General features: G+C 70.9%; 18 protein-coding genes and 4 pseudogenes. 17 read left to right on the forward strand and 5 right to left on the reverse strand.

The annotated features are described in order from the left end of the window. The 12 genes and pseudogenes from ACFU5F_RS06460 to ACFU5F_RS06515 all read left to right on the forward strand — a co-directional run. Positions 1-2,584: pseudogene (locus ACFU5F_RS06460) on the forward strand (molybdopterin-dependent oxidoreductase); the annotation flags it as partial. 1 nt (position 2,585) lies between these two features. Further along, positions 2,586-4,154 carry a nitrate reductase subunit beta gene (gene narH, locus ACFU5F_RS06465; RefSeq protein WP_383882808.1) on the forward strand — a complete coding sequence of 523 codons (1,569 nt, stop codon included), beginning with the start codon at positions 2,586-2,588 and terminating at the stop codon, positions 4,152-4,154. Further along, complete coding sequence (gene narJ / locus ACFU5F_RS06470; protein WP_383882810.1) at positions 4,151-4,978, forward strand: nitrate reductase molybdenum cofactor assembly chaperone; 828 nt, start codon at positions 4,151-4,153, stop codon at positions 4,976-4,978. The genes narH and narJ overlap by 4 nt, the downstream gene beginning before the upstream one ends. Then, positions 4,975-5,751: a respiratory nitrate reductase subunit gamma gene (narI, locus tag ACFU5F_RS06475; protein WP_383882812.1), complete on the forward strand. Its 777-nt coding sequence runs from the start codon at positions 4,975-4,977 to the stop codon at positions 5,749-5,751. The genes narJ and narI overlap by 4 nt, the downstream gene beginning before the upstream one ends. 92 nt (positions 5,752-5,843) lie before the next feature. Then, positions 5,844-6,151, forward strand: a pseudogene (locus tag ACFU5F_RS06480) (vitamin K epoxide reductase family protein); the annotation flags it as partial. Between the two features lie 55 nt (positions 6,152-6,206). Beyond that, a pseudogene (locus tag ACFU5F_RS06485) lies at positions 6,207-6,824 on the forward strand (lipid II:glycine glycyltransferase FemX); the annotation flags it as partial. Continuing rightward, entirely contained in the window at positions 6,798-7,127 is a 330-nt protein-coding gene (locus tag ACFU5F_RS06490) for a zinc ribbon domain-containing protein YjdM (protein ID WP_383883118.1), read from the forward strand. The pseudogene ACFU5F_RS06485 and the gene ACFU5F_RS06490, both read left to right, overlap by 27 nt. Positions 7,128-7,348: 221 nt before the next feature. Then, on the forward strand, positions 7,349-7,690 hold the full coding sequence (locus tag ACFU5F_RS06495; protein ID WP_383882814.1) for an ArsR/SmtB family transcription factor: 342 nt from the start codon (positions 7,349-7,351) through the stop codon (positions 7,688-7,690). Then, on the forward strand, positions 7,687-9,420 hold the full coding sequence (locus ACFU5F_RS06500; RefSeq protein ID WP_383882816.1) for a SulP family inorganic anion transporter: 1,734 nt from the start codon (positions 7,687-7,689) through the stop codon (positions 9,418-9,420). Before ACFU5F_RS06495 ends, ACFU5F_RS06500 begins: the two co-directional genes overlap by 4 nt. A gap of 209 nt (positions 9,421-9,629) precedes the next feature. Continuing rightward, positions 9,630-10,097: a hypothetical protein gene (locus ACFU5F_RS06505; protein ID WP_383882818.1), complete on the forward strand. Its 468-nt coding sequence runs from the start codon at positions 9,630-9,632 to the stop codon at positions 10,095-10,097. An 837-nt stretch (positions 10,098-10,934) separates the two neighbouring features. Continuing rightward, positions 10,935-11,285, forward strand: coding sequence for an ArsR/SmtB family transcription factor (locus ACFU5F_RS06510; RefSeq protein ID WP_383883121.1), 351 nt, complete (start codon positions 10,935-10,937; stop codon positions 11,283-11,285). 81 nt (positions 11,286-11,366) lie between these two features. Beyond that, positions 11,367-11,552, forward strand: a complete 186-nt coding sequence (locus ACFU5F_RS06515) for a cupin domain-containing protein (protein ID WP_383882821.1) — start codon at positions 11,367-11,369, stop codon at positions 11,550-11,552. A gap of 29 nt (positions 11,553-11,581) precedes the next feature. Here the strand turns inward: ACFU5F_RS06515 and ACFU5F_RS06520 are convergent, their stop codons facing one another. Then, positions 11,582-12,283, reverse strand: coding sequence for a PE-PGRS family protein (locus tag ACFU5F_RS06520; protein WP_383882823.1), 702 nt, complete (start codon positions 12,281-12,283; stop codon positions 11,582-11,584). A 174-nt stretch (positions 12,284-12,457) separates the two neighbouring features. Here ACFU5F_RS06520 and ACFU5F_RS06525 point away from each other — a divergent pair, with 174 nt between their 5' ends. Then, positions 12,458-13,042 carry a hypothetical protein gene (locus ACFU5F_RS06525; protein WP_338895174.1) on the forward strand — a complete coding sequence of 195 codons (585 nt, stop codon included), beginning with the start codon at positions 12,458-12,460 and terminating at the stop codon, positions 13,040-13,042. Positions 13,043-13,447: 405 nt separating this feature from the next. Here ACFU5F_RS06525 and ACFU5F_RS06530 read toward each other — a convergent pair whose 3' ends face one another. Then, a complete protein-coding gene (locus ACFU5F_RS06530) occupies positions 13,448-13,924 on the reverse strand; it encodes a hypothetical protein (protein WP_383882826.1) in 477 nt (158 codons plus the stop codon). Positions 13,925-14,733: 809 nt separating this feature from the next. Between ACFU5F_RS06530 and ACFU5F_RS06535 the strand changes: the two genes are divergently transcribed. Continuing rightward, positions 14,734-15,630, forward strand: coding sequence for a universal stress protein (locus ACFU5F_RS06535; RefSeq protein ID WP_383882829.1), 897 nt, complete (start codon positions 14,734-14,736; stop codon positions 15,628-15,630). Between the two features lie 360 nt (positions 15,631-15,990). On the opposite strand, the pseudogene ACFU5F_RS06540 reads toward ACFU5F_RS06535, so the two are convergent. The 3 genes and pseudogenes from ACFU5F_RS06540 to ACFU5F_RS06550 all read right to left on the reverse strand — a co-directional run. Further along, positions 15,991-16,619 (reverse strand): annotated as a pseudogene (locus ACFU5F_RS06540) (nitroreductase); the annotation flags it as partial. Between the two features lie 193 nt (positions 16,620-16,812). After that, positions 16,813-17,841, reverse strand: coding sequence for a type I glyceraldehyde-3-phosphate dehydrogenase (gap, locus tag ACFU5F_RS06545; RefSeq protein WP_383882831.1), 1,029 nt, complete (start codon positions 17,839-17,841; stop codon positions 16,813-16,815). Between the two features lie 143 nt (positions 17,842-17,984). Continuing rightward, positions 17,985-18,677, reverse strand: a complete 693-nt coding sequence (locus ACFU5F_RS06550; RefSeq protein WP_383882834.1) for a response regulator — start codon at positions 18,675-18,677, stop codon at positions 17,985-17,987. A 353-nt stretch (positions 18,678-19,030) separates the two neighbouring features. On the opposite strand from ACFU5F_RS06550, the gene ACFU5F_RS06555 reads away from it, so the two are divergent. The 3 genes from ACFU5F_RS06555 (at position 19,031) to ppdK (ending at position 23,885) form a co-directional block, all read left to right on the forward strand. Next, a complete protein-coding gene (locus ACFU5F_RS06555; RefSeq protein ID WP_383882837.1) occupies positions 19,031-19,942 on the forward strand; it encodes a universal stress protein in 912 nt (303 codons plus the stop codon). Between the two features lie 127 nt (positions 19,943-20,069). Next, positions 20,070-21,080: an alcohol dehydrogenase AdhP gene (adhP, locus tag ACFU5F_RS06560; RefSeq protein ID WP_383882839.1), complete on the forward strand. Its 1,011-nt coding sequence runs from the start codon at positions 20,070-20,072 to the stop codon at positions 21,078-21,080. Positions 21,081-21,191: 111 nt separating this feature from the next. Next, positions 21,192-23,885: a pyruvate, phosphate dikinase gene (ppdK, locus tag ACFU5F_RS06565; protein WP_383882841.1), complete on the forward strand. Its 2,694-nt coding sequence runs from the start codon at positions 21,192-21,194 to the stop codon at positions 23,883-23,885. Positions 23,886-23,947: the final 62 nt, after the last annotated feature.

Consider the following 23,947-nt stretch of genomic DNA (forward strand, 5'->3'; position numbering starts at 1 on the left):
CGCCGCCCTCGCACCCCACCCGGCCCCCGCCGCGTCCAAGCGGTTGCGCCGGGCGGGGTTCCGGGGCCACCCGGGGGCCCGGGGGGGCGCGCGGGGCTCCGGGGGGGGGTAAGCCGAGCGAGGCCGCTGGAACCTGGACCTGGGTGACGTGGTACCTGAGCTGAGCCTGTTGGAGCGGGCCGAGGAGACGGCCGAGGTCGCGCTGCCCCGCTTCGACGAGGGTGCCACGGAGGGCGGTTCGGTCATGGTGCGCGGGGTGCCGGTGCGCCGGGTCGGCGGCCGGCTCGTCACCACGGTCTTCGACCTGATGCTGGCGCAGTACGGCGTCGCACGTCCCGGGCTGCCGGGCAACTGGCCCACTTCGTACGAGGACGCGTCCGAGCCGTACACCCCGGCCTGGCAGGAGACGATCACCTCGGTCCCGGCGGAGCAGGCGGCCCGCATCGGCCGGGAGTTCGCCCGCAACGCCGAGCGCACCAACGGCCGGTCCATGATCGCGCTGGGTGCGGGCACCAACCACTGGTTCCACTCCGACACCATCTACCGCGCCTTCCTGGCGCTGATCACGATGACCGGCTGCCAGGGCGTCAACGGCGGGGGCTGGGCGCACTACGTCGGCCAGGAGAAGGTCCGCCCGGTCACCGGGCAGCAGCACCTGTCGTTCGCCTTCGACTGGCAGCGGCCGACCCGGCACATGGCGGGCACCTCGTACTGGTATCTGAACTCCGACCAGTGGCGGTACGAGGCGTTCGGGCCCGACGAGCTTGCTTCCCCGCTCGGGAAGGGCCGGTTCAAGGGCAAGGCGTTCGCGGACACACTCGCGCAGGCCGTGCGGCTGGGCTGGACTCCCGGTCACCCCGGCTTCAATCGCAACCCTCTCGATCTGACCGACGAAGCAGCCGCTGCGGGCCGGCCGGTCACCGAGCACATCGTGGACGAGCTGAAGTCCGGGCGGCTGCGGTTCGCCGTCGAGGACCCCGACGACCCGGCCAACTTCCCGCGCGTGCTGACCGTGTGGCGGGCCAACCTGCTCGGCTCCTCCGGCAAGGGCAACGAGTACTTCCTGCGCCACCTGCTGGGCACCGACGCGGCCGTCCGCTCCGAGCAGACCCCGCCCGAGGGCCGTCCGAAGGAGGTGGTGTGGCGGGAGGAGGCCCCCGAGGGCAAGCTCGACCTGCTCGTCACCATGGACTTCCGCATGACCTCCACCAGCCTGCTCTCCGACGTCGTCCTGCCGGCCGCCACCTGGTACGAGAAGGACGACCTGTCCAGCACGGACATGCACCCCTTCGTCCACGCCTTCACCCCGGCCGTCGCCCCGCCCTGGCAGGCCCGCACCGACTACGACATGTTCCTGACGATGGCCGACAAATTCAGCGAACTGGCCGCCGACCACCTCGGCACCCGCACCGATGTCCTCGCGGTGCCGCTGCTGCACGACACCCCGGACGAACTCGCCCAGCCGGGCGGGGTGGTACGGGACTGGAAGGCCGGCGAGTGCGAACCGGTTCCCGGGCGGACCATGCCGAAGCTGGTCGTCATCGAACGGGACTACGCCGCGATCGCGCAGAAGATGCGCGCCATCGGTCCGCTGCTCGACACGCTGGGCACCACCACCAAGGGCGTCACCGTCCACCCGAACCAGGAGATTGACGACCTCCGGCACCGCAACGGCACCGTCAGGGACGGCATCGCCGCCGGGCGGCCCTCCCTTGCCACCGCCTCCGACATGTGCGAGGCGATCCTCGCCCTGTCCGGCACCACCAACGGCCGCCTGGCCACCGAGGGCTTCCGGGAGCTGGAGCGGCGGACCGGCAGCGAGGGCCTGGTCGAACTCGCCGCCGAGCGCGAGGCCGACCGGATCACGTTCGCGGACACGCGCACCCAGCCCCGTTCGGTGATGACGTCGTACGAGTGGTCGGGCTCGGAGACCGGCGGGCGCCGCTACTCGCCGTTCGTGATCAATACCGAGCACAAGAAGCCCTGGCACACCCTCACCGGCCGTCAGCACTTCTTCGTCCAGCACGACTGGATCGCCGAACTCGGCGAGCAACTGCCCGTCTACCGGCCTCCGTTGAACACGCCCAAGCACTACGGCGACGAGCACCTGGGCGAGAGCGGCCGGGCCGAGGTCACGGTCCGCTATCTGACCCCGCACTCGAAGTGGTCCATCCACTCGAACTACCAGGACAACAAGCACATGCTCGACCTGTCCCGCGGCGGCCCGGTGATCTGGATGTCCACCGCGGACGCCGAGAAGATCGGCGTCAAGGACAACGAGTGGATCGAGGCGTACAACCGCAACGGCGTCGTCGCCGCCCGGGCCGTGGTCACCCACCGCATGCCCGAGGGAACCGTGTACATGTACCACGCCCAGGACCGCAACGTGAACGTGCCGAAGACCGAGGTCAGCGGCAAACGCGGCGGCATCCACAACTCCCTCACCCGGCTCCTGCTCAAGCCCACCCACCTCGCGGGCGGCTACGCCCAGTTCACCTACGCCTTCAACTACTACGGCCCGACCGGCAACCAGCGCGACGAGGTCACCGTCATCCGCCGCCGCAGCCAGCAAGTGGAGTACTGACATGCCCCGTGGCGAAGCCACTATCGGACGAGTGATGGCACAGATCGCGATGGTGATGAACCTCGACAAGTGCATCGGCTGCCACACCTGCTCGGTCACCTGCAAGCAGACGTGGACCAACCGCACCGGTGTCGAGTACGCCTGGTTCAACAACGTCGAGACCAAGCCCGGCGTCGGGTATCCCCGCCGCTACGAGGACCAGGAGCAGTGGAAGGGCGGCTGGATGCTCGACAAGCGCGGGCGCCTCGTCCTGCGCTCCGGCGGCCGGATCAAGCGGCTCCTGTCGCTGTTCTCCAACCCGGACCTGCCGTCCATCGAGGACTACTACGAGCCGGTCACCTACGACTACGACAACCTCGTCAGCGCTCCGGCAGGCAAGGACATGCCCGTCGCCCGCCCGCGCTCGGTGCTCACCGGCAAACCGACGTCCATCACCTGGGGCGCCAACTGGGAGGACGGCCTCGGCGGCGCCCCCGAGAACGCGGGCGACGACCCCAATCTCACCGGGGAATGGGCGCAGAAGGTCAAGTTCGAGTTCGAGCAGACCTTCCTCTTCCACCTGCCACGCCTGTGCGAGCACTGCCTCAACCCGGCCTGCGTCTCTGCCTGCCCGTCCGGCGCGATGTACAAGCGGATCGAGGACGGCATCGTCCTGGTCGACCAGGAACGCTGCCGCGGCTGGCGGATGTGCGTGACGGCGTGCCCGTACAAGAAGGTGTACGTCAACCACGCCACTGGCAAGGCCGAGAAGTGCACGTTCTGCTTTCCGCGCATCGAGGCCGGCCAGCCCACCGTCTGCTCCGAGACCTGTGTCGGCCGACTGCGCTACCTCGGTCTGCTGCTGTACGACGCCGACCGCGTCGGCGAGGCCGCGGCCACCCCGGACGAGAGGGATCTGCTCGACGCCCAGCGCGGCGTCTTCCTCGACCCGCACGACCCCGCCGTGATCACGGCGGCCCGGGAGGCCGGCATCCCGGAGGACTGGCTGGACGCGGCCCGCCGCTCCCCGGTCTACGACCTCGTAATGAGGTACAAGGTGGCGCTGCCGCTGCACCCGGAGTACCGGACGATGCCGATGGTCTGGTACGTACCCCCGCTCTCCCCCGTCCTGGACGCCGTCGACGCCGCGGGCGGAAACCAGGACGACCCCGACCACGTCTTCGCCGCCGTCACCCGGCTGCGCATCCCGCTGGAGTACCTGGCGGAGCTGTTCACCGGCGGGGACGCCGATGTGGTCGCCGGGGTGCTGATGAAGCTCACCGCCCTGCGCTCGTACATGCGTGAACGCACCCTCGGGGAGGACGGCGACGAGGCAGCGCTGAAGGCCGTCGGCCTCACCTCGCGCGAGGCGGAGGACCTGCACCGGCTTCTCGCCATCGCCACATACCAGGACCGCTACGTCGTCCCCGCCGCCCACAAGGAGGATGCCGCCGCGCTCAGCGCGATGGAGAACCGGTGCCCGGTCGAATCGTCCGACGACCCGGCGGACGCCGGTGGCCGACGAGTGATGCTCGGCATCCCCACCCTGCGCCGCCGTGCGCCCGAAGCCCCCGCCGGAGACCGTCCGTGAGCCCGCTGCCCTCCCCCAGTGCCAAACGCCTGGGGGGACCCCCATCCATTCCCGCCCTCGTCCGCACCCGCGTCCGCGCCGCCGTACGCCGCCCGGCCCGCCTCACACCCGAGGAGGCCGAGTCACGCACCCTGCTGCTGCGGCTGTGCTCACTGCTCCTGCAGTACCCGGACGCCGAACTCGCAGCCTGCCGAGCAGTGTTGACCACGTCCGTCAAGACGCTGCCGCCCTCGCCCGCCGCCGAGCACCTGGCCGACTTCACCCCATGGTTCACCGACCGGGAGCCGGAGGCACTGGAGCGCCACTACGTCGAGATGTTCGACCTGCGCCGCAAGAGCAGCCTCTACCTCACCTACTACCTGCACGGCGACACCCGCCGCCGGGGCATGGCCCTGCTCACTTTGAACCAGCGGTTCAAGGCCGCGGGCTGGGACATCGACGGGGGTGAACTGCCCGACCACCTGCCGGTCGTGCTGGAGTTCGCCGCCCTGGCGGGCCCGGGTGGCGGCGAGGCCCCGCTGCGCCAGCACCGCCGCGGGCTGGAGCTGATCCACCGGGCGTTGGCCGACGCCGACTCGCCGTACCGGCACGTCCTGGCCGCGCTGCTCACCCTGCTGCCGCCGCCCACCGAGGCGGACCGCGCGGCGGTGGCCCAACTCGTCGCCGAGGGCCCGCCGAACGAGGAGGTCGGCCTCGACCCCTACGGAACGTACGGGGAAGGGGAGTTCGCCCCTCCGGGCACGTTCGTGCCTCCGATGGCCGCTCCGCCGACGCGTGTACCGCCCGCCGACCCGACCACCAGCCGTATGGAAGGCACCCGATGAACGCCGCATCCCTCTCCCCGTCGGCCGCCGCGGCGGCGAGCGGCACCGACCTCCTGCTGTGGGTCGCCGTCCCGTACATCTGCCTCGCGGTGTTCGTGGTCGGGCACATCTGGCGCTACCGCCAGGACCAGTTCGGCTGGACCACGCACACCAGCCAGCTCCTCGAACACCACTGGCTGCGCTGGGGCAGCCCGCTGTTCCACCTGGGTGCCTTCATGGTGATCGCCGGGCATGTCGTGGGACTCGCCATTCCGGACTCGTGGACCGAGGCCGTCGGCATCAGCGAGCACGCTTACCACACCACGGCCGTCTGGGCGGGCTCGGTGGCGGGCATCGCCATGGTCGCGGGCCTCGGCATGCTGTGCACCCGCCGGCTCCTGACCCGCAGGATCCGGCTCACCACCGACCGCAGCGACAAACTCCTCTTCCCCCTGCTGTCCGCCACCGTCGTGCTCGGCATCACCGCCACCGCCGCCCACAACGTCTTCGGCGCCGGCTACGACTACCGCTCCACCGTCTCCGTATGGTTCCGCGGCCTGTTCGTCCTCCAGCCGCAGCCGGAGGCGATCACCGGCGCCCCACTGCTGTTCCAACTGCACGCCCTGACCGCCTTCCTGCTCTTCGCCGCCTGGCCGTTCACCCGGCTGGTGCACGTGTGGAGTGCCCCGATCGGCTACCTGGCCCGGCCCTACCTCGTCTACCGCAGGCGAGCCACACCGACCGCGGCCCCGACGCACACGCGCCGGACCCGGTCGGCCTCCGGCTCCCGGTGAGCCCCATGAGCCCCGGACCCGCGCTCGCACCGGACGCCACAACCACCCGGCGCCCGCACGCAGTGGGCGCGGGCCGCCGCCCGGGATGGGTGATGGTCCTCACCGGTACCGTCGGCTGGCTCGCGTCCTTCCAGCTCACCGTGGACGACTGGCGGCTCCTCCGCGACCCCTCCTACCAACCGCCGTGCAACATCAGCCCTGTCGTGAGCTGCGGCAGCGTCATGTCCAGCCCGCAGGGCAGCCTGTTCGGCTTCCCCAACATGCTGCTCGGACTCGCGCCTTCGCCGCCGTGACCGCCCTGGGCGTCGCCGTGCTCTCCGGGGCGAGGCTGCACCGCCGGCTGTGGCTCGCGCTGGACGCAGGGGCCCTGGTGGGGGTGGTGTTCGCACACTGGCTGATCGCACAGTCGCTCTACGAGCTCAACAAGCTCTGCCCCTACTGCGCCGTCGTCTGGGTCGCTCGCCGACCCGCAGGCCCGGCGGCTGCGGGACGAGGAGGCCAGCGAGCACGAGCCGCGGGCCTTCGACATCGCCGACCTGCTGCGCCGGACGGGCTGGCGGCAGACCGAGCCCACCGACGACGACGGCTTCGCCGCGGGCCGGCCGCGCTGCGTTCTCCAAGTACCTTTCGCCTGAGGGTCGTTGGAAATCCTTCCGCGGGCATCAACCAGCAAGGGCGCCCCAACATCAAGAAGGCGGAGAAGGCCGGCGTCAAGGTCGTCCAGGGCGACTACGAGGACCTGCCCGCCTTCTCCGACATCTCTGTGGAGACCGCTGAACGGGGCCGGTTCATTCCCCGCCCGCTGGCCTACTTCCAACGGATGGGGACCGCGCCAAGGGGTCCTTGGATCCCGACCGCATGCGCGCCTCTACCTCGCCCAGCACGAGGGCGAGATGCTTGCGGCAGCCACGATGCTGATGGTCGGCGAGCACCTCTGGTACTCCTACGACGCTCTCACCAGCCGCAAGCGCGAGGTCCAGCCGAACAACGCGATCCAGTGGCGGATGATGACCGACACCCCGGAGGACGGCAACCACCTCCTGGGGCTGTCGCGGTTCAAGGCCGGCACCGGCGACGGCCTTGTCGTGTGCCCGGAGTGCGGCCACGAATGGGTTCCCGCGGAGAGCGGTGCGGAGGCCGGGGATGCCGTCGGGGAGCGGGTCGTCAAGGACTCCGTCGGCAATGCGCTCCAGGACGGCGACACGGTGGTCGTCGTGAAGGCGCTCAAGGTCAGGGGGAGCCCGTCGGGGATCAAGGCCGGCACCGAGGTGCGCGGCATCCGGCTGGTCGACGGTGTCGACGGGCACGACATCGACTGCGGGATCGATGGTTTCGGGGCGATGCAACTCAAGTCCGGCGTGGTCAAGAAAGCCTGATCCGCGACTGGTGAGGGGCGACCGGCCCCTCACCGGCCGACGGCCGCCTCGCAACCTGGCCCGCCGTCGCGCCCATAGAACAATCACCCAGGCCGCAGCGGGATGCTGAATTGCAAAATTTTGCAATTGGTTAGATGCTGTGTTGGCTGTACTCGCAGGTAGCCGCGGGCACAGCCTTCGCGGCCTCGGTGGTGGGGCGCTGTCGGGGGAGTCGAGGGGTTGTGTCCGTTCCGCTGTACCAGGCCAAGGCCGAGTTCTTCCGGATGCTGGGGCATCCCGTACGGATACGCGTGCTCGAGCTGCTGCAGGACGGGCCGATGCCCGTACGGGAGCTGCTGGCCGCGATCGAGGTGGAGCCCTCCAGCCTGTCTCAGCAGCTGGCGGTGCTGCGACGGTCGGGCATCGTCACCTCCCAGCGCGAGGGCTCGACGGTGGTGTACGCGCTCGCGAGCGGCGACGTCGCCGACCTGATGGGGGCGGCGCGTCGGATCCTGACAGAGATGCTGGCCGGTCGGAACGAGCTGTTGGCCGAGCTGCGGGATGCCGAGGTCGCCGCGCGATGAGGATCTCCTTTGGCCGGGTCGGGGCTCGGCTCACCGCGCTGCTGCCCGACCGTAGTGATCTGGCGGAGATACGCCGGGATCCGCGCCGGGACCTGCTGGCCGGCCTCACCGTGGCGATCGTCGCGCTGCCGCTCGCGCTCGGCTTCGGCGTCTCCTCCGGGCTCGGCGCGGAGGCGGGGCTGGCGACAGCGGTTGTCGCCGGTGCGCTCGCAGCGGTGTTCGGCGGGTCGAATCTGCAGGTGTCCGGGCCGACCGGTGCGATGACGGTGGTGCTGGTGCCGATCGTCGCCGAGTACGGGCCGGGCGGGGTGCTGACCGTCGGGCTGATGGCCGGCGTCATGCTCGTCGCGCTGGCGGTACTGCGGGCCGGCAAGTACATGCGGTACGTGCCCGCGCCCGTTGTGGAGGGCTTCACTCTCGGTATCGCCTGCGTCATCGCACTGCAGCAGATCCCGAACGCCCTGGGCGTGCCCAAGTCCGAGGGCGACCGCGTCCTCGTGGTGGCCTGGAACGCGCTGGAGGAGTTCGCGAAGAGCCCGAACTGGACCGCCGTCGCCTTCGCCCTGTCGGTAGCCGCCGTGATGCTGATCGGCGCCCGCTGGCGGCCAACGATCCCCTTCTCCATCCTCGCGGTGATCGCGGCCACCGTCGTGACCCAGGTGGCCGGTCTCGACGCGGCCAAGCCGATCGGTGACCTGCCGTCCGGTCTGCCCGCGCCGTCGCTGTCCTTCCTGGACCCGGGCGCGCTCGGCTCGCTGCTCGCCCCGGCGGTCGCGGTGGCGGCGCTGGCAGCCCTGGAGTCACTGTTGTCTGCCTCGGTCGCCGACGGCATGACGGTCGGCCAGAAGCACGATCCGGACCGGGAGTTGTTCGGTCAGGGACTGGCCAACATCGCCGCCCCGCTGTTCGGCGGCGTGCCCGCGACCGGCGCGATCGCGCGAACCGCGGTCAACGTCCGTACCGGCGCGAGGTCCCGGCTGGCCTCCCTCATCCACGCCGTGGTTCTCGCCGTGATCGTCTTCGCGGCCGCGCCCCTCGTCTCCAAGATCCCGCTCGCGGCACTGGCCGGCGTGCTGCTGGCCACCGCGATCCGCATGATCGAGGTCGGCTCACTCAAAGCGATGGCGAAGGCCACCCGCGCCGATGCGCTGATCCTCGTCCTCACCGCCGTCGCGACGCTCGCCCTCGACCTGGTGTACGCCGTGATCATCGGCCTCGTCGCCGCGGGCGCCCTCGCCCTGCACGCGGTCGCCAAGCAGGCCCGCCTCGAAGAGGTCCCCCTCGACCGCGGTGACCACAGCGCCGAGGAGCACGCACTGCTGGCCGAGCACATCGTGGCGTACCGGATCGACGGGCCGCTGTTCTTCGCCGCCGCCCACCGCTTCCTGCTGGAGCTGGCCGAGGTCGCCGACGTACGCGTGATCATCCTGCGCATGTCCCGCGTGACGACCATCGACGCCACCGGCGCCCTCGTCCTGAAGGACGTGATGGAGAAGCTGAACCGGCGCGGCATCGTCGTCATGACCTCCGGGATACGCCCCGGCCAGCGCCAGGTCCTGGACTCCGTCGGCGCGCTGGAGCTGCTGCGCCTGAAGGGACGCGAGTACGCCACCACGCCCGAGGCGATCCAGGGCGCCCGCACCTACCTGGAGGGCACCGGTGTCATGCGGTCGCTGCCCGCCCAGACGTCCCGGCCCGTCAGCGAGGAAGCAGAGCAAACCGCCGGATGAGCACTCCACCCACACCCCTGCCCATGGTCGAGGTCTCCGGGACCGAGTCCGTGGGGCTGTTGGAGGGCAGCGCACTGGCCCCCGGCCGACTTCGAGCCGCTGGAGATGACGGTCGAACCGGAGGGCGGGGTCATCGAGTCGGCTGACGAGCCCTCCTGGCCCCGGGAAAGCCGCGCGAGTGAGCAGGCGTCGGGCCGGAGGGGCGAGGCATGAGCGCGACGGACGCGCCGACCGGGTGCTCCGAGGGCGCGGTGCCTTCGGCCACCGAACCGGTGCGCGCGCCACGGGCGACCGTGTCGACGCTGCACCGTGACCCGCGCGACCTGTGGCCTGAGCACGCCCGCAAGCTCTACGACCACCTGGTCGGCATCTACGGCGAGGACGACGTGCTGCCCATGCTGGCCGCGTCCTGGATCGCCAACCGCCGCTCGGACAACACCCGGCGCGCGTACGCCCGCGGCTTCAAGGTGTTCGAGGAGTTCGCCCGCGAACACGGCACCCACCCGATGGCGGTGAAGTTCGCACTGGCGGACGCGTTCCGGATGTGGCTGGAGCAGACCTGGGTGCGGGTCAAGGGCGGCCGCCCCGGCGAGATGACCCGCGCCGGCAAACCCTACTCGGACGCGTCACGGGCAAACGCCCTGGGAGAAGGACCCGACCGTCTTCCAGACGGGTAACCCCTCCCCTTCTTCGACAGTGCCTGCGGCGCCATCGGCGGCGGCGTCGTCGACCCCGCCGCCGTCTCCCCCGCCATCAACAAGTCCGACTACGTCGGGAAGTATCGCGTCTCCTCCCATCCGCTGAAGGTGGAGGAGGTGCTGGATGGTTGGGCGGCGTGTTCAGCGCAGCGGCTGCCCGGCACGGCGGACCGATCAGATATCTGATCGTCTAGCTTGCTGCTGCCCCCGGCCGGCCAACTTCCGGCGCCGGGGGCCCGGCTCGACCGGTGCCTGGTCGTCGTCGTGGTCGGCCCGCTCGACCAGCAGCAGCCGCGGGGCCTGCTCCTCCTCCGCCGTGGTCCTGGTGCTCATCGGTCCGGCGCCAAGCGCGCGGCGAGGGGTGTTCATGCAGTCTGCCGGGTCGGCGGACCCTCTCACCTGAAAGCGACAAGCGACAGGACAAGCGAGAAGACAAGCCAGGCGGCAAGGGGACGACAAGTCGCGTACGTCATCCCGGTCAACGTATCGCGGCAGTCGGTGACGTATGCACGGAGCATGGCCGGGACCGATCCGCACTTGAGTCAGCAGGCGGGGCACTTGAACCAGATGACATCCGCGCCGCGCAGCGCAAGGATTTTCACGCAAGCCTCCTCATGCCACGTAGGGACTTGCTAATTTGATTAATTGCTCAGGTCATCACCGTTGGTTTCGGGTGGCTCGGTTCTCGTGCGCGGATTCGGCGTGGCCGTCGCCGCGCGTGAGGATGGGGCCCATGTTGTCGACGAGCAGGTGGATGCGATGCCCCGAGGACCGGCCGGTGCGGCCGCGCTGCTGTACTGGGGAGGCGACGGCACGTTGAGCACGCCGCTGTACCAACTGAAGGCCGAGTTCTTCAAGACGCTCGGCCACCCGGCCCGCATCCGGGTGCTGGAACTGTTGAGCAAGCGCGAGCACGCGGTCGCGGAGATGCTGCCAGAGGTGGGCATCGAGCCGACCCACCTTTCACAGCAACTCGCGGTGCTGCGGCGGGCGAACCTGGTGGTGACCCGCAAGGAGGGCTCCACCGTGTACTACTCGCTGACCAGCCCGCACATCGCCGAGCTCCTGAGGGTCGCGCGGACCATCCTCTCCGGGGTGCTGGCCGGGCAGGCCGAACTGCTCGCCGATCTGCAGGCGGCCCAGACGCAGGCGAAACCGCCGTCCTGACGACGACCCTCAAGCGGTGACCGTCTCCCGAGAGTTGACAGCGCTCTGTACCGGGAGGCGGTCGCCTTCACCCCGCGGAACTTGGTCGTCCAGGGCCGCCTCGACCTCGTCCTGGGTGACGAGAAGACCGAGGCGACGCCCGGGAGCTGGATCCACCTACCCGCACGTCTGCCGCACACCGTGCGCGCCACCGAACCCAGCGTCATGCTGCTGACCATGCTGCGCGCCCCGGAGCCGTCCGGATCCGGGACGCCTTCCGCAGCATGACCGACGCCTGGCCGAGTGCCCTGCGCTGATCAGCGCACCAGCGCCGCTGCCACCATGGGCGGCAGTACGTCGCACAGGTCGGTGACCCGGACATGCCCGGCGTGGCGCTCGGTGAACTCCGCGACGGAGACGTCCAGGGAGCCGAAGGACTCCTCGAAGACACGGCGCGCGTGCGGCGTGCGGTCCAGTGCCCAGGCCGCTGTCGCCCTGGAGGTCCGCAGGAAGCGGCCGGGCTCAGGTCCGACGACGAACAACTCGGCGCGCCGGCCCGTGCCGTCGGCGGCAAGCATGACCAGGTCCTTGAACGTCTGCCGCTTGCGCATGGCGTCCGCGCCGCGCCACCGCGCCAGTTTGAACTCCGCCACGCGTCGGTCCGTCTCCAGGTCGAAGGGCCGGCCCGGGTCGTTGCCGGCGGCCAGCGAAGGACGTACGGCGATCTCCTCCCCGTCCTCCAGGAGATGCGGCAACGCCAGCACGATCCCGGCCGCGTGGATGAGGTCGTTCAGCCGGCCGAGGCTCTCACGCACGGTCAGCGCAGCCACCATCAGTTCGGGACTGATTCCCCGAGTGCCAGCCATGTCACCGACCTCCCTCGCGGGCCTTCCCGCCAGGTCCCGCTCCAGTGAGGTGATGGCCGCGGTCAACGGCTCGGCGCCCAGAAAGCCCGCCAACAGCGCCACGGCCTCACCCAGTTGAGGAGCATCCATGCCATCGCCCGCGTCGTCCGTCATGAACGGCATTGTGCCCGGCGCCGCTTCGGCAGCCGATCAGGCCCAGCCGGCCTTTCACAACGGGGCCGTTCGGCCCTCACAAGACGACCCCGTTGGTCACTGCCTCCACCGATCTCCGATCCGGCACCGTAGCGGTGTGATGTTCAGGTCCGTCGCGCTCGGAGGGATGCACGCATGCTGAAACGGGATGGCAGGGTGATGCTCTGGCGTTGGCGGCGCAACCCGCTCAAACGGCGCTCCGACATCGCCGAAGCCTGGATCGGCGGCGCAGCGGCGGCGCTGCTGCTCCTCATGGTGCCTGCAGTGGGCGTGGTGATGGCCGGCGTCGGCGAGCGCTCCGCTCTCGACCAGGCGCAGGGCCTGCACCGCACTGCGGCGCGCCTGGTCGAGAACGCCGCCCCCGCGACGCCGTCACGGTTCTCCGGGCTGTCAGACGATCACGTGCGGACGACTGTGCGGTGGACGACCCCCGACGGCTCTCCCAAGACCGGCGAGGCCCCGGTGGCAGCGGGCAGCAAGGCCGGATCCTCCACCACAGTGTGGCTCGACGACGCCGACCGCCTTCGCCCCGCACCGCCCACCCCCGCCGAGGCCAGGTCACAGGGAGCCGCCCTCGGCGCGGCCGCCGGAGCGGGTGTATGCGTGCTAGTGGTGGGCGGCTGGTGGGTCGCCCGGGTACGGCTGGATGTGCGTCGCATGGCGCGGTGGGAATGTGCCTGGGCCGAGTTCAACGCCAACCGGGGACACCGGCACGCGTAAGACGCCTCCAACAGCGGGGCCGAACACGCCAGGGCGACCCCACTGACCAGCAGCGGGAGAGCGTTCGAGGCACCGCGGGGTGGCGGTGGGGCAAAGCAGCCCCGCCCTGGTTCTTGCGAATCTGCCGCCGGGACGCACCTCCCTTGAGAACAGGATCTCCCTCAAGCAGAGCTGAGCGCCTGGCGCGCCGCCCAGGGAGACTATGTGCCAGTGAGTGTCGAGCCTTGTTTCCGCACGGTTCTCCAGTGACGACATGCCGAACATCCCCACGAGGCACTCCCGGCCGCGGGCCGTCACCGGCAGTCTCGGACCAGAGAGGACCGGGGCGACGTTGGCCGCGTCACTTCAACCTCCAACGCCCCATCCACGCCTGGGTCGAATCCGAGATGGTCACCGGAGGCGAGCTCAAGGGAGCGGGAGCGGCGGCATGCAGTGAACTGCGGCCGCCCGCCTTCCGACTCGTGCCTCGTCGGCAGGGCGTATGCCGCCGGGGTGGAACAGTGAGTCGGATGGAACGGCACGCGCGTCGGAACCCGCCGGCTCGGGTCCGAGGGCGGACGAGGTGTGGCGTGCGCGGCCGCGCGTGGCGTGCGGCCGCCCTCGGGGCCGTACCCGAACCGGATCAGCAACTGCGGGCAACACGGGTTGCCTCGATCCGCCCATCGCCGCCCGCAGATCCAGCCACTCCATCGCCTGGTGCAGCATGGAGGTGCGTACCCCGTGCACCGTCGCTGTGAGCAGTACGCGCTGCAGGGCCTGGCCCGCCCGCAACCAGTCCTCGCGCCGGTCCCACGAGGTCCACAACAGCGCTACCTGGGCGTGGCGTTCGAAGGGCAGGGCGGGCAGGTACGGCACCGGCAGCCAGCCGGTGAAATCCCGCATCGGTATCCGTCCGGACGCATCCCGGGCGCCCAGGGCGGTCACGGGGATGCCGTAGGGGGTGTCCCTTCCCGGGGCGGTGCCAGGTGCGTGCCTCGGCCGTGCGAGCCGGATGGGATGCGTTGCGGGCCTCGGCCGCCTGGGTCAACTGCGGCAGACGCCGGGTTCCCATGATGTCGGGAACGTCCAGGCGCGCGCCCTCGGCGCGGGCGGCGGTGCTCATCTGTGCCACGACCGGTTCCGGCACCGGGCGGCCGGTGAAGGGCATCCGGCTGGTGTGACGCCGCTCGATTGGATCGACGGTGCTGCCACCGCCGCGGCCAGCAGGGACCGAACGGCTGTGGCGTCGACTTCCTGGGTCTGCATGACGGCTCTCCTCTGCAAAGCTCTCCCCCGTACCGCCAACCCTGCGCCACGGTCCCCAGCTCGGGAGAGGGTTGACCGGCCCTTCCGGGCCTGCCATACGGCCTTGACATACGAGCCGGACGCGCCGTGCGGTCCCCTGAAGGGCATGCCCGTCAGCCCCTCGGCCGGTCCGTGTCAGGGGCCTGGTATTGACACCCGTGCTACCGGCCGCGCTCGGGGAGCACTGCCAGGAACTCGCAGACAGAGCCCCCACAACGAGCAGCGGTGAGTTCCGCGGGGTCTTGGGCGGACGGCGAGGCCAGGACCGTAGCTCCGGCCTGTCTGCTCATCAGGGCCGTATGCCGCTACGGGGCGGGCCGATAGGCCCTGCTGCCGCGACGGCCCCGGCTGACACCGTGTCAATGGGTCGCAGCAGGCGCCCCATTCATTTCCAGGAGGTCTCCGCCATGCCCCGTACCGTGACCGTCGGAGTCGACGGCTCGCCGGAAAGTCTCGCCGCCGCGGAGTGGGCCGCGCGCGAGGCGGAACTGCGTAACCTCCCCCTGCACCTGGTGCACGCCTGGGACTGGCAGCCCTACGCCCTGCCGGAGCCTGACAACGCGGCACACCGGCACTGGGGTGGGCGTGTCCTGCGCGAGGCGACCGAGCGGCTGCACAAGCACCACCCCGGCCTGGAGATCACCTCGCAGCAGGTTCCGCAACCGCCCATGACCGCGCTGGTGTCGGCGTCCACGGAGGCCGAACCGCTGGTCATCGGATCGCGGGGCCTCGGTGGCACCGTGGGCTTCCTGGTCGGTTCCGTCGGGCTCGCTCTCGTCGCGCACACCGACCGCCCCGTCGTCCTCGTACGCTCCGGTGTGAGCGCCGAGGACGAGCACCAGACGGACGCGGACGGCCGGCCTTCGAGCACCACGCCGTACCGGGACGTTGTGCTGGGACTGGACCATCGGCACCCCGACGACGCGGTCATCTCGTTCGCGTTCGAGGCGGCGGCCCGTCGTTCGGCGAGGCTGCGCGTGGTGCACGGCTGGAGCCAGCCGCCCTACTTCGCCTACGGGCTCCCCCTGGACCCGGTGGTGAACGCCGAACTCGCCCGCGAGGAGGCGAGCGCCGTCGAGGCGGCCATGGCGCCATGGCGCGAGAAGTTCCCCAACCTCGAGGTCGTCGAGCAGACCTTGGTCGGCAGCGCCGGCGACCATCTGGTCGATGCCGCCCGCGAGGCGTCGCTGGTCGTCGTCGGCCGCCGCATCCGGCGCACCCCGCTGGGGGCCCGCATCGGACCCGTCACACACGCGGTGCTGCACCACGCCACTGCGCCGGTCGCGGTGATCCCGCACGAGTGACCGAAGGACCGAGTGATGGCGACGAGGTGCAGCCGCGTCCTCACGTTCAGCAAGTCGTTCCACCAAGGTGGTCTGATCAACCGGCGTGGAGGCCGGGAAGCCGCCCATCGGGCTCGCCGGCCGCCGCCGGGCAGCCCTTCGGCAGCGATCGGCACCCGCGTCCGTCGACCGCAGGAACAGAGGCCCGCGGCTCCCTGCCAAGCCAGGGAATCTCACTCCCGTCCGGCGGAAACGAGCCCGCTCGCCGCGTGCCCCCACCGAGGCGGATCACACCGGCTGAACCACACGCGGCGCACACGAGCGGCGTCGAACCCGTCGACGGCCGGAGAGCCACCTCTTCCTGCCCGGCCGGGGCCTCGGTCACACGATGTCGGGGACCTCTCTCACCGGGCGACGGGGGGTAGCCGGGGGCCGTAGCCGAGTCGCAGCACCATCTGCACGTGGCCCGTGCCCCATCCCGGGTCGCGGGCCAGCAGGCGCAGCTCGCGGTCTTCCAGGGCATGGAGTCAGGGAGGTGGCCAGGTCGGCCAGGGTGGTTTCCAGCAGAACCCTTTCCAGGGCCTGTCCGGCGCGCAGCCAGTCGGCGGCTGTGTCACCGGGGGTGCTCAGCAGGGCCAGGTGCGGGGTGTGCTCGAAGGCGGTACTGCTGCGGTCGGCAACCGGCCGGCGTCCGGCGAAGTCCCGTACAGGCGCCTTGCCGTCCCGTTTGCGCGGGCCGAAGGCGTACTCGGGGACGGCGGTGTCCGCCTCCGCTCCGAGCCGGGTCCAGCGGATGAGGTCCGCGCGGGCGCCGGAGTCCATGGCGTCTCGGCTCTCCGCGTCGCGGACCAGGTCGAGTACGGTCTCGGCGTGCCAGGGGCCGGGAAGAGGAGGACGGCCGACTCGCGCGCCGCCGCATCCTGCAAGGCGGTCTGGACGTCCTCCGGGATGTCCTTCTCGGCGAAGGGATGGCGGCTGGTGTGCCGCTGCCGGATCGCCTCATGCAACCGGCCAGGTCGTATGACGGTCACCGAGGGCTTCGCCGAACGCGTCGTGCAGCAGCGGCTCCTCGTCCGCCAGGACGCCGTACGCGACGATCTCCATGTGCTCTCCTCCCCTGGGGCGGTTGATCACCCCTCCACCGTAGGGCCGGAACCATCAGCCGACGGCCACCTGCCGCTCCGGGGCCCCCGGCCCGGCCGCTCAGTTCCGCATGAGCGTCCTGGCGACGTACTCGGTGAGGTCGAGCAGCCGGCTGGTGTAGCCCCACTCGTTGTCGTACCAGCCGAAGACCTTGACCAGATCGCCGTGCGCCTGCGTCAGCGGGGCGTCCAGGACGCACGAGGCTGGGTCGCCGACGACGTCACGGGAGACGATCGGGGCGTCCGAGACCCGCAGGATTCCCTTCAGCGGCCCGTCGGCGGCCTCCCGGAACGCGGCGTTGACCTCGTCCGCGGTCACGGGCCGCTCCAGAACCACGCTCAGGTCGGTCAGCGAGCCGTCCTCGACCGGTACGCGGACGGCGATGCCGTCCAAGGTCCCGGTCAGCTCCGGCAGGACCAGGCCGACGGCGCGGGCAGCGCCGGTGGACGTGGGGATGATGTTGACGGCGGCGCTGCGACCGCGGCGCAGGTCCTTGTGCGGGCCGTCGAGGACGACCTGGTCGTTGGTGTAGCCGTGGATGGTGGTCATCAGTCCCTTGACCAGGCCGAAGTGCTCGTCGAGCACCTTCACCATGGGCGCCACGCAGTTGGTGGTGCACGAGGCGTTGGAGACCACGTGGTCGCTCTCCGGGACGTACGTGCCCTCGTTGACGCCCATCACGATCGTGGCGTCGACCCCCTTGCCCGGTACGGAGAGCAGTACCTTCCGGGCGCCCCCCTTCAGGTGCAGACCGGCCTGCTCGCGGGTGCGGAAGCGGCCGGTCGACTCGATGACCACGTCCACACCGAGGTGCCCCCAGTCCAGCTCGGCCGGGTCACGCTCGGCGGTCACGGCGATGCGGTGGCCGTCGACGGTGATCGAGGTGTCGTCGTGCTCTACGGTGCGGCCGAGGCGGCCGTACGTCGAGTCGTACGCCAGCAGATGGGCGAGCGCGGCCGGCGAGGTGAGGTCGTTGACCGCCACGACCTCGACCGGCTCGCCGGTACCGCTCTCCGCGCGCTCCAGCACGCAGCGCAGATAGTTGCGTCCGATGCGGCCGAAGCCGTTGATGCCCACGCGCACGGTCATGTCCGTCGTCCTCCCGATCAGTGCTGCCCGGCGGTGTCCGGGTGTGCTGCCAGCCTGGTGGCCGGGGAGGGGGTTCGGCTTGGGCCGCACGGGGATCAGTTGAGGGACGTTCGGCCCTGCGGGTTTCGGCTGCGAGTGGAGGCTCAGCGCCCTTCGTGCCGGAGCCGGTCCTGGGCCTGCGTGGCGATGACCGCGGCCTGGATGCGTCGCTCCACGCCGAGTTTGGCGAGCAGGCGGGAGATGTGGTTCTTGACCGTCTTCTCCGCGAGGTAGAGGCGCTGGCCGATCTGGCGGTTGGTGAGCCCTTCGCCGATGAGGGCCAGGATCTCCCGCTCCCGGTCGGTCAGGCCCGGCAGGGCGTCGGTCTCGGGCTCCGGTTCCTGGCCCTGGCGCAGGCGGGCCATCAACTGGGCGGTGGCGCTGGGGTCGAGCAGGGACTGCCCGCGGGCCACGGTGCGCACGGCCGACACCAGATCCGAGCCCTGGATCTGCTTCAGTACGTACCCGGACGCACCCGCCATGATCGAGTCCAGCAGGGCCTCCTCGTCGTCGAAGGAGGTGAGCATCAGGCAGGCCAGCTCCGGCATCTGCGAGCGCAGCTCGCGGCAGACGGTCACTCCGTCGCCGTCGGGCAGGCGCACGTCGAGCACCGCCACCTGCGGGCGCAGCGCGGGAACGCGGACCAGTGCCTGCTCCACGTTCGCGGCCTCGCCGATCACGGTGATGTCCGGTTCGTCGTTCAGCAGGTCGTGCACCCCGCGCCGTACCACCTCGTGGTCGTCCAGCAGGAAGACCCGGATCGGGTTGTCGGGTCCGGGTCGCTCGCTGTCCGCCATCAACAGCTCCTGTCCTGTGTCGTCTGTCTGTGGCACGGAACCGCCAGATGGGCGGGACCGGTCCTTCCCTGTCACAGATCCTGCGCGATTCCGGGCCGAACGGCCAGGGCCGACCGGCCCTTTTCGCTCTGCTGTTCCCGCATTCCCCCGCGTACCGGTTTTGATCGCCTGCCCGGCGCCGACCGGTGCCGAACGCCGAGGAGACCCGGGCGGGCCTTCACCGTTGGGCACCATGCCGTCCGAGTCGGGACCATCGGCCCCTGGAACCGCGGCCGCCCTCTCGTAAGGCTCGGGGACAAGGGCCGGCGCCATCGTCCGCAGCCCGCTGGTCCCGTATCCGGAGGTCTCTTCCCATGATTCGCCCCATCACCGTCGGCCTGGACGGCTCCCCCGAGAGCCTGGCCGCCGCCGACTGGGCAGCCCGCGAGGCAAAGCGCCGCGATCTGCCGCTGCATCTGGTGCATGCCTGGATCTGGCAGCCCCACGACGTGCCCGTCGCACAGGACCTGGACACGCAGAAGCACTGGGCCGAGCGAAGCGAGATGGGGGTACCCCCGGCCGAAGGCTGGGGGAGCATTCTGCGGGAGGCCGAGGAGGAGCTGCGCGGGCGGCATCCGGAGCTGACGGTCAGCACCGAGCAGATATCCGAGACCGCGGCCGAGGTGCTGCTGGGCCAGGCGGATAAGGCCGCGGTGCTGGTGCTGGGCTCCAGCGGTCACGGCGCCATTGCAGGGTTCCTGCTCGGCTCCGTGGGGCAGCAGGTACTGGCTCGGGCGAACGGTCCGGTGGTCATGGTGCGGGCGAACGCCCGCTCAGCCGCCAAGCACGACGGTGGGCAGGTCGTGGTCGGGCTCGACGACCTGGGCGACCCGGCCGCGCCGCTGCTGGAATTCGCCTTCGGCGCGGCCGCCGCTCGCAGGACCGCGCTGCGCGCCGTGCACGCGCCGAGCCTGCCGCCGCTGTACGGACATGGCCCGGTGGTGGGACAGCTGGCCAGCCAGGAAGGCGGCATCACGGGGCAGGCGGAGAAGGCACTGTCCGACGCCCTCAAGCCGTGGCAGGAGAAGTACCCGCGAGTCCCGGTCGCCCACACGGTCGATCTCGCCCGCCCCTCCGGAGTCGTACTGCATGCCGCCGTGCAGGCCGGGCTCGTGGTGGTCGGCCGCAGGGTGCACCGGCCCGCTCTCGGTATGCGCGTCGGGCCGGTCGCTCATGCCGTCCTGCACCACGCCGCCGCCCCGGTCGCCGTCGTCCCGCACGACTGAGGGCCGGTTTCCGCACGGCTTGAGGGCCGAGCGGCCCCACAGGCGAGGACCTCCAGGACCTGCCCACCGCGTCGGGGCCCGTTCGACCCTGGAACCACACCGAACAGACAGACTCGAGGAGCATCACATGAAGGCAGCAGTCGTCCGGTCTTTCGGCCAGCCGCTGGTGATCGAGGAGCGCCCGGACCCGGAGCCCGGCCCCGGCCAGGTCCGCATCCGCCTGGAGGCGTCCGGGCTGTGCCACACCGACATCCACGCGGCGCACGGCGACTGGCCGGTCAAGCCCACCCCGCCGTTCATCCCCGGCCACGAAGGCGTCGGCATCGTCGAGGCGCTCGGCGACGGAGTCACCCACCTGGCCGTCGGGCAACGGGTGGCCGTGCCCTGGCTCGGCTGGGCCTGCGGACGGTGCGAGCACTGCCTGTCCGGCTGGGAGACACTGTGCGAGCAGCAGCAGAACACCGGCTACAGCGTGGACGGCGGGTACGCCGAGAAGATGCTCGCCCCGGCCGACTTCGCCGCTGTGGTCCCCGACGGCATCGACCCGCGCGACGCCGCCCCGCTGACCTGCGCCGGCGTCACGACATACAAGGCTCTGAAGGTCGCCGGAGTGCATCCGGCCCAGCTGGTGGCGATCTCCGGTATCGGCGGCCTCGGCCACCTCGCCGTCCAGTACGCGAAGATCGCCGGGGCGACCGTCGCCGCGATCGACGTCACCGACGAGAAGCTCGAACTCGCCCGGGAGCTGGGAGCCGACATCCTCATCGACGCCCGCAAGGAGGATCCGGCCGAGGTGCTCAAGCAGCACGGGGGCGCCCATGCCGCGATCGCGCTGGCTGTCAACGAGCAGGCGTTCGCCTCCGTGTACGGCGGTCTGCGGCGCGGCGGCAAGCTGGTCATGGTCGCCCTGCCCGCCGGCGGCACCATCAGCGTGCCGATCTTCGACACGGTCCTCAACGGCACCTCGGTGATCGGTTCCATCGTGGGTACCCGTCAGGACCTGGACGAGGTGTTCCGGCTGCACGCCGCCGGACGCACCAAGGTGATCTACGAGACCCGTCCGCTGGAGACCGTCAACGACTCCATCGCCGAGGTTCTGAACGGTCAGATCAAGGCACGCATCGTTTTCGAGATGTGAGCCGACCGAACCTGTCCGCCGCGCGTCGTCCGCCGACCTGCCACGAGTCCGGCGGACACGACCGGGCTCCACAACCTCCCCCGGGACAGCAGGACGAAAGGGCATACCGTCATGGTCCGTTACGTGTACGACTTCGCCGCGGGCGGCCGTGACATGGCCGACCTGCTCGGCGGCAAGGGCGCCAACCTCTCCGAGATGACCCGGATGGGCCTGCCGGTGCCACCCGGGTTCACCGTCACCACGGAAGCCTGCCGCGCTTTCCTGACCGCCGGCGCCGAGCCGGACGGCCTGGCCCGCGAGATCTCCGATCATCTGACGGCACTGGAGGAGGCCGCCGGTCGGCGGCTGGGGCAGCCGGACGACCCGCTGCTGCTGTCCGTCCGCTCCGGGGCCCGCTTCTCCATGCCCGGCATGATGGAGACGATCCTGGACATCGGCCTCAACGACGAATCCGTGCTCGGGCTGGCGAAGTCCTCCGGGAACGAACGCTTCGCCTGGGACTCCTACCGCCGCCTCGCACAGATGTTCGGCAGCACGGTCATGGGCGTCGACAGTGCGCTGTTCGAAGACTCGCTGGCCCGCCTCAAGGAGGCCCGGGGCGCGGCGGACGATCTGGGCCTGGACGCGTCCGATCTGGCCGGGCTCGTCGAGATCTACAAGGAGCTGATCCGTCAGGAGACGGGCGAGTACTTCCCACAGTCCCCTGCGGAGCAGTTGCGCCGGGCGGTCCTGGCCGTCTTCGAGTCCTGGAACGGCGAACGCGCCCGGCTCTACCGCCGACGCGAGCACATCGCCGACGACCTGGGCACCGCGGTCAACGTCCAGACCATGGTCTTCGGCAACCTCGGCCCCGACTCCGGCAGCGGCGTCGCCTTCACCCGCGACCCGGCCACCGGCGCCCCAGGCACGTACGGCGACTACCTGTCCAACGCGCAGGGCGAGGACGTCGTCGCCGGCATCCGCAACACCGTGCCGCTGGACGAACTGGGCCGACTGAACCCGGCAGCTTTTGCCCAACTACGCGACCATATGCGAACGTTGGAGACCCACTACCGGGACCTGTGCGACATCGAGTTCACCATCGAGCGCGGCCGACTGTGGATGCTGCAGACCCGGGTCGGCAAGCGCACCGCCGAAGCCGCGTTCGCCATCGCCGCCGAACTGGCCGACGAGGGGCTCATCACCCCGGACGAGGGCCTGGCGCGCGTCAGCGGAGACCGGCTCGCCCGGCTCATGTTCCCCCGCTTCGACACCTCGGGCGTCACCGAGGCTCTCGCTCACGGCATCCCGGCCTCACCGGGCGCCGCCGTCGGTGCCGTGGTGTTCGACTCCGCCGAGGCGGTCCGCCGTGCCGCCGCCGGTGAGAAGGTCGTCCTCGTACGGCAGGAGACCACCCCCGACGACCTGCCCGGCATGATCGCCGCCCAGGCGGTGCTGACCAGCCGCGGCGGCAAGACCAGCCACGCCGCCGTGGTCGCCCGCGGCATGGGCAAGGTCTGCGTGTGTGGCGCCGAGGAGATCACCGTGGACGTGCGGGGGCGCCGGTTCACCGTGGGCGACACCACCGTCGAGGAGGGCACGGTCATCTCCGTCGACGGGTCCGAAGGCGCCGTCTACCCCGGCGCGGCGCCTCTGGTCGACTCTGCGGTGATGCGGTACTTCGAGACCGGCGGGCATGGTGAGCGGTCGGCCGGGCTGGTCGGCGCCGTCGCTCGTGCCATGCAACAGGCCGACGGGGTACGGCGGTTGGGCGTGCGGGCGAACGCCGACACCCCCGAGGATGCCGCCCGGGCCCGCCGGTTCGGAGCCGAGGGCATCGGGCTGTGCCGCACCGAGCACATGTTCCTCGGCGACCGGCGGCAGCTGGTCGAGGCAATGATCCTGGCCCGCACCGACGTCGAACGCGAGCGGGCGCTGGACGCGCTGCTGCCGCTGCAACGGCAGGACTTCATCGGCATCCTGGAGGCGATGGACGGCCTCCCGGTCACCATCCGCCTCCTCGACCCACCGCTGCACGAGTTCCTCCCCGACCGCACCGAACTCGCCGTCCGCCTCGCCACCGCCGAGGCACACGGCACGCCGCCGAGCGCGCACGACGCCGAGCTGCTGGACGCCGTGAACCGCATGCACGAGGAGAACCCGATGCTCGGCCTGCGGGGTGTACGCCTGGGGCTGGTGGCGCCGGGCCTGGTCGCCATGCAGGTACGGGCCATCGCCGAGGCGGTCGTCGAACGCAAGCGCGCGGGCGGCGACCCCCGGGCTGAGATCATGGTGCCGCTCATCGACACCGTCGAGGAACTGAGCCTCGTGCGCGAGGAGGTGGAGCAGGTACTGGCCCAGGTCTCAAAGGAGGCCGGCGTCCCCGTCGAGTGCCCGGTCGGCACGATGATCGAGCTGCCCAGGGCCGCCCTCACCGCGGGCCGGATCGCCGAGGAGGCACAGTTCTTCTCCTTCGGCACCAACGACCTGACCCAGACCACCTGGGGCTTCTCCCGCGACGACGTCGAGGCGGCCTTCTTCTCCGCCTACCTCGACAAGGGCATCTTCAAGGTGTCCCCGTTCGAGACGATCGACCGCGAAGGCGTGGGCCGCCTGGTCGAGATCGCGGTCGCCGAGGGCCGCGCCGCACGCCCCGGACTGAAGATCGGCGTCTGCGGCGAGCACGGAGGAGACCCGGACTCCGTGCACTTCTTCCACGGTGTGGGACTCGACTACGTCTCCTGCTCGCCGTTCCGAGTCCCGGTCGCCCGCCTGGAGGCCGGACGGGCCGCGCTTCCCGGGACCGAGACCAGCGACAGCCGGTGACACACCCCCGCAGGGCCGGAGGTGAAGGCCCCGGCTTCGGCCCTGTGAGCCGCCACTGGCGG

The organism is Streptomyces sp. NPDC057438 (assembly GCF_042802995.1).
Lineage (GTDB): Bacteria > Actinomycetota > Actinomycetes > Streptomycetales > Streptomycetaceae > Streptomyces.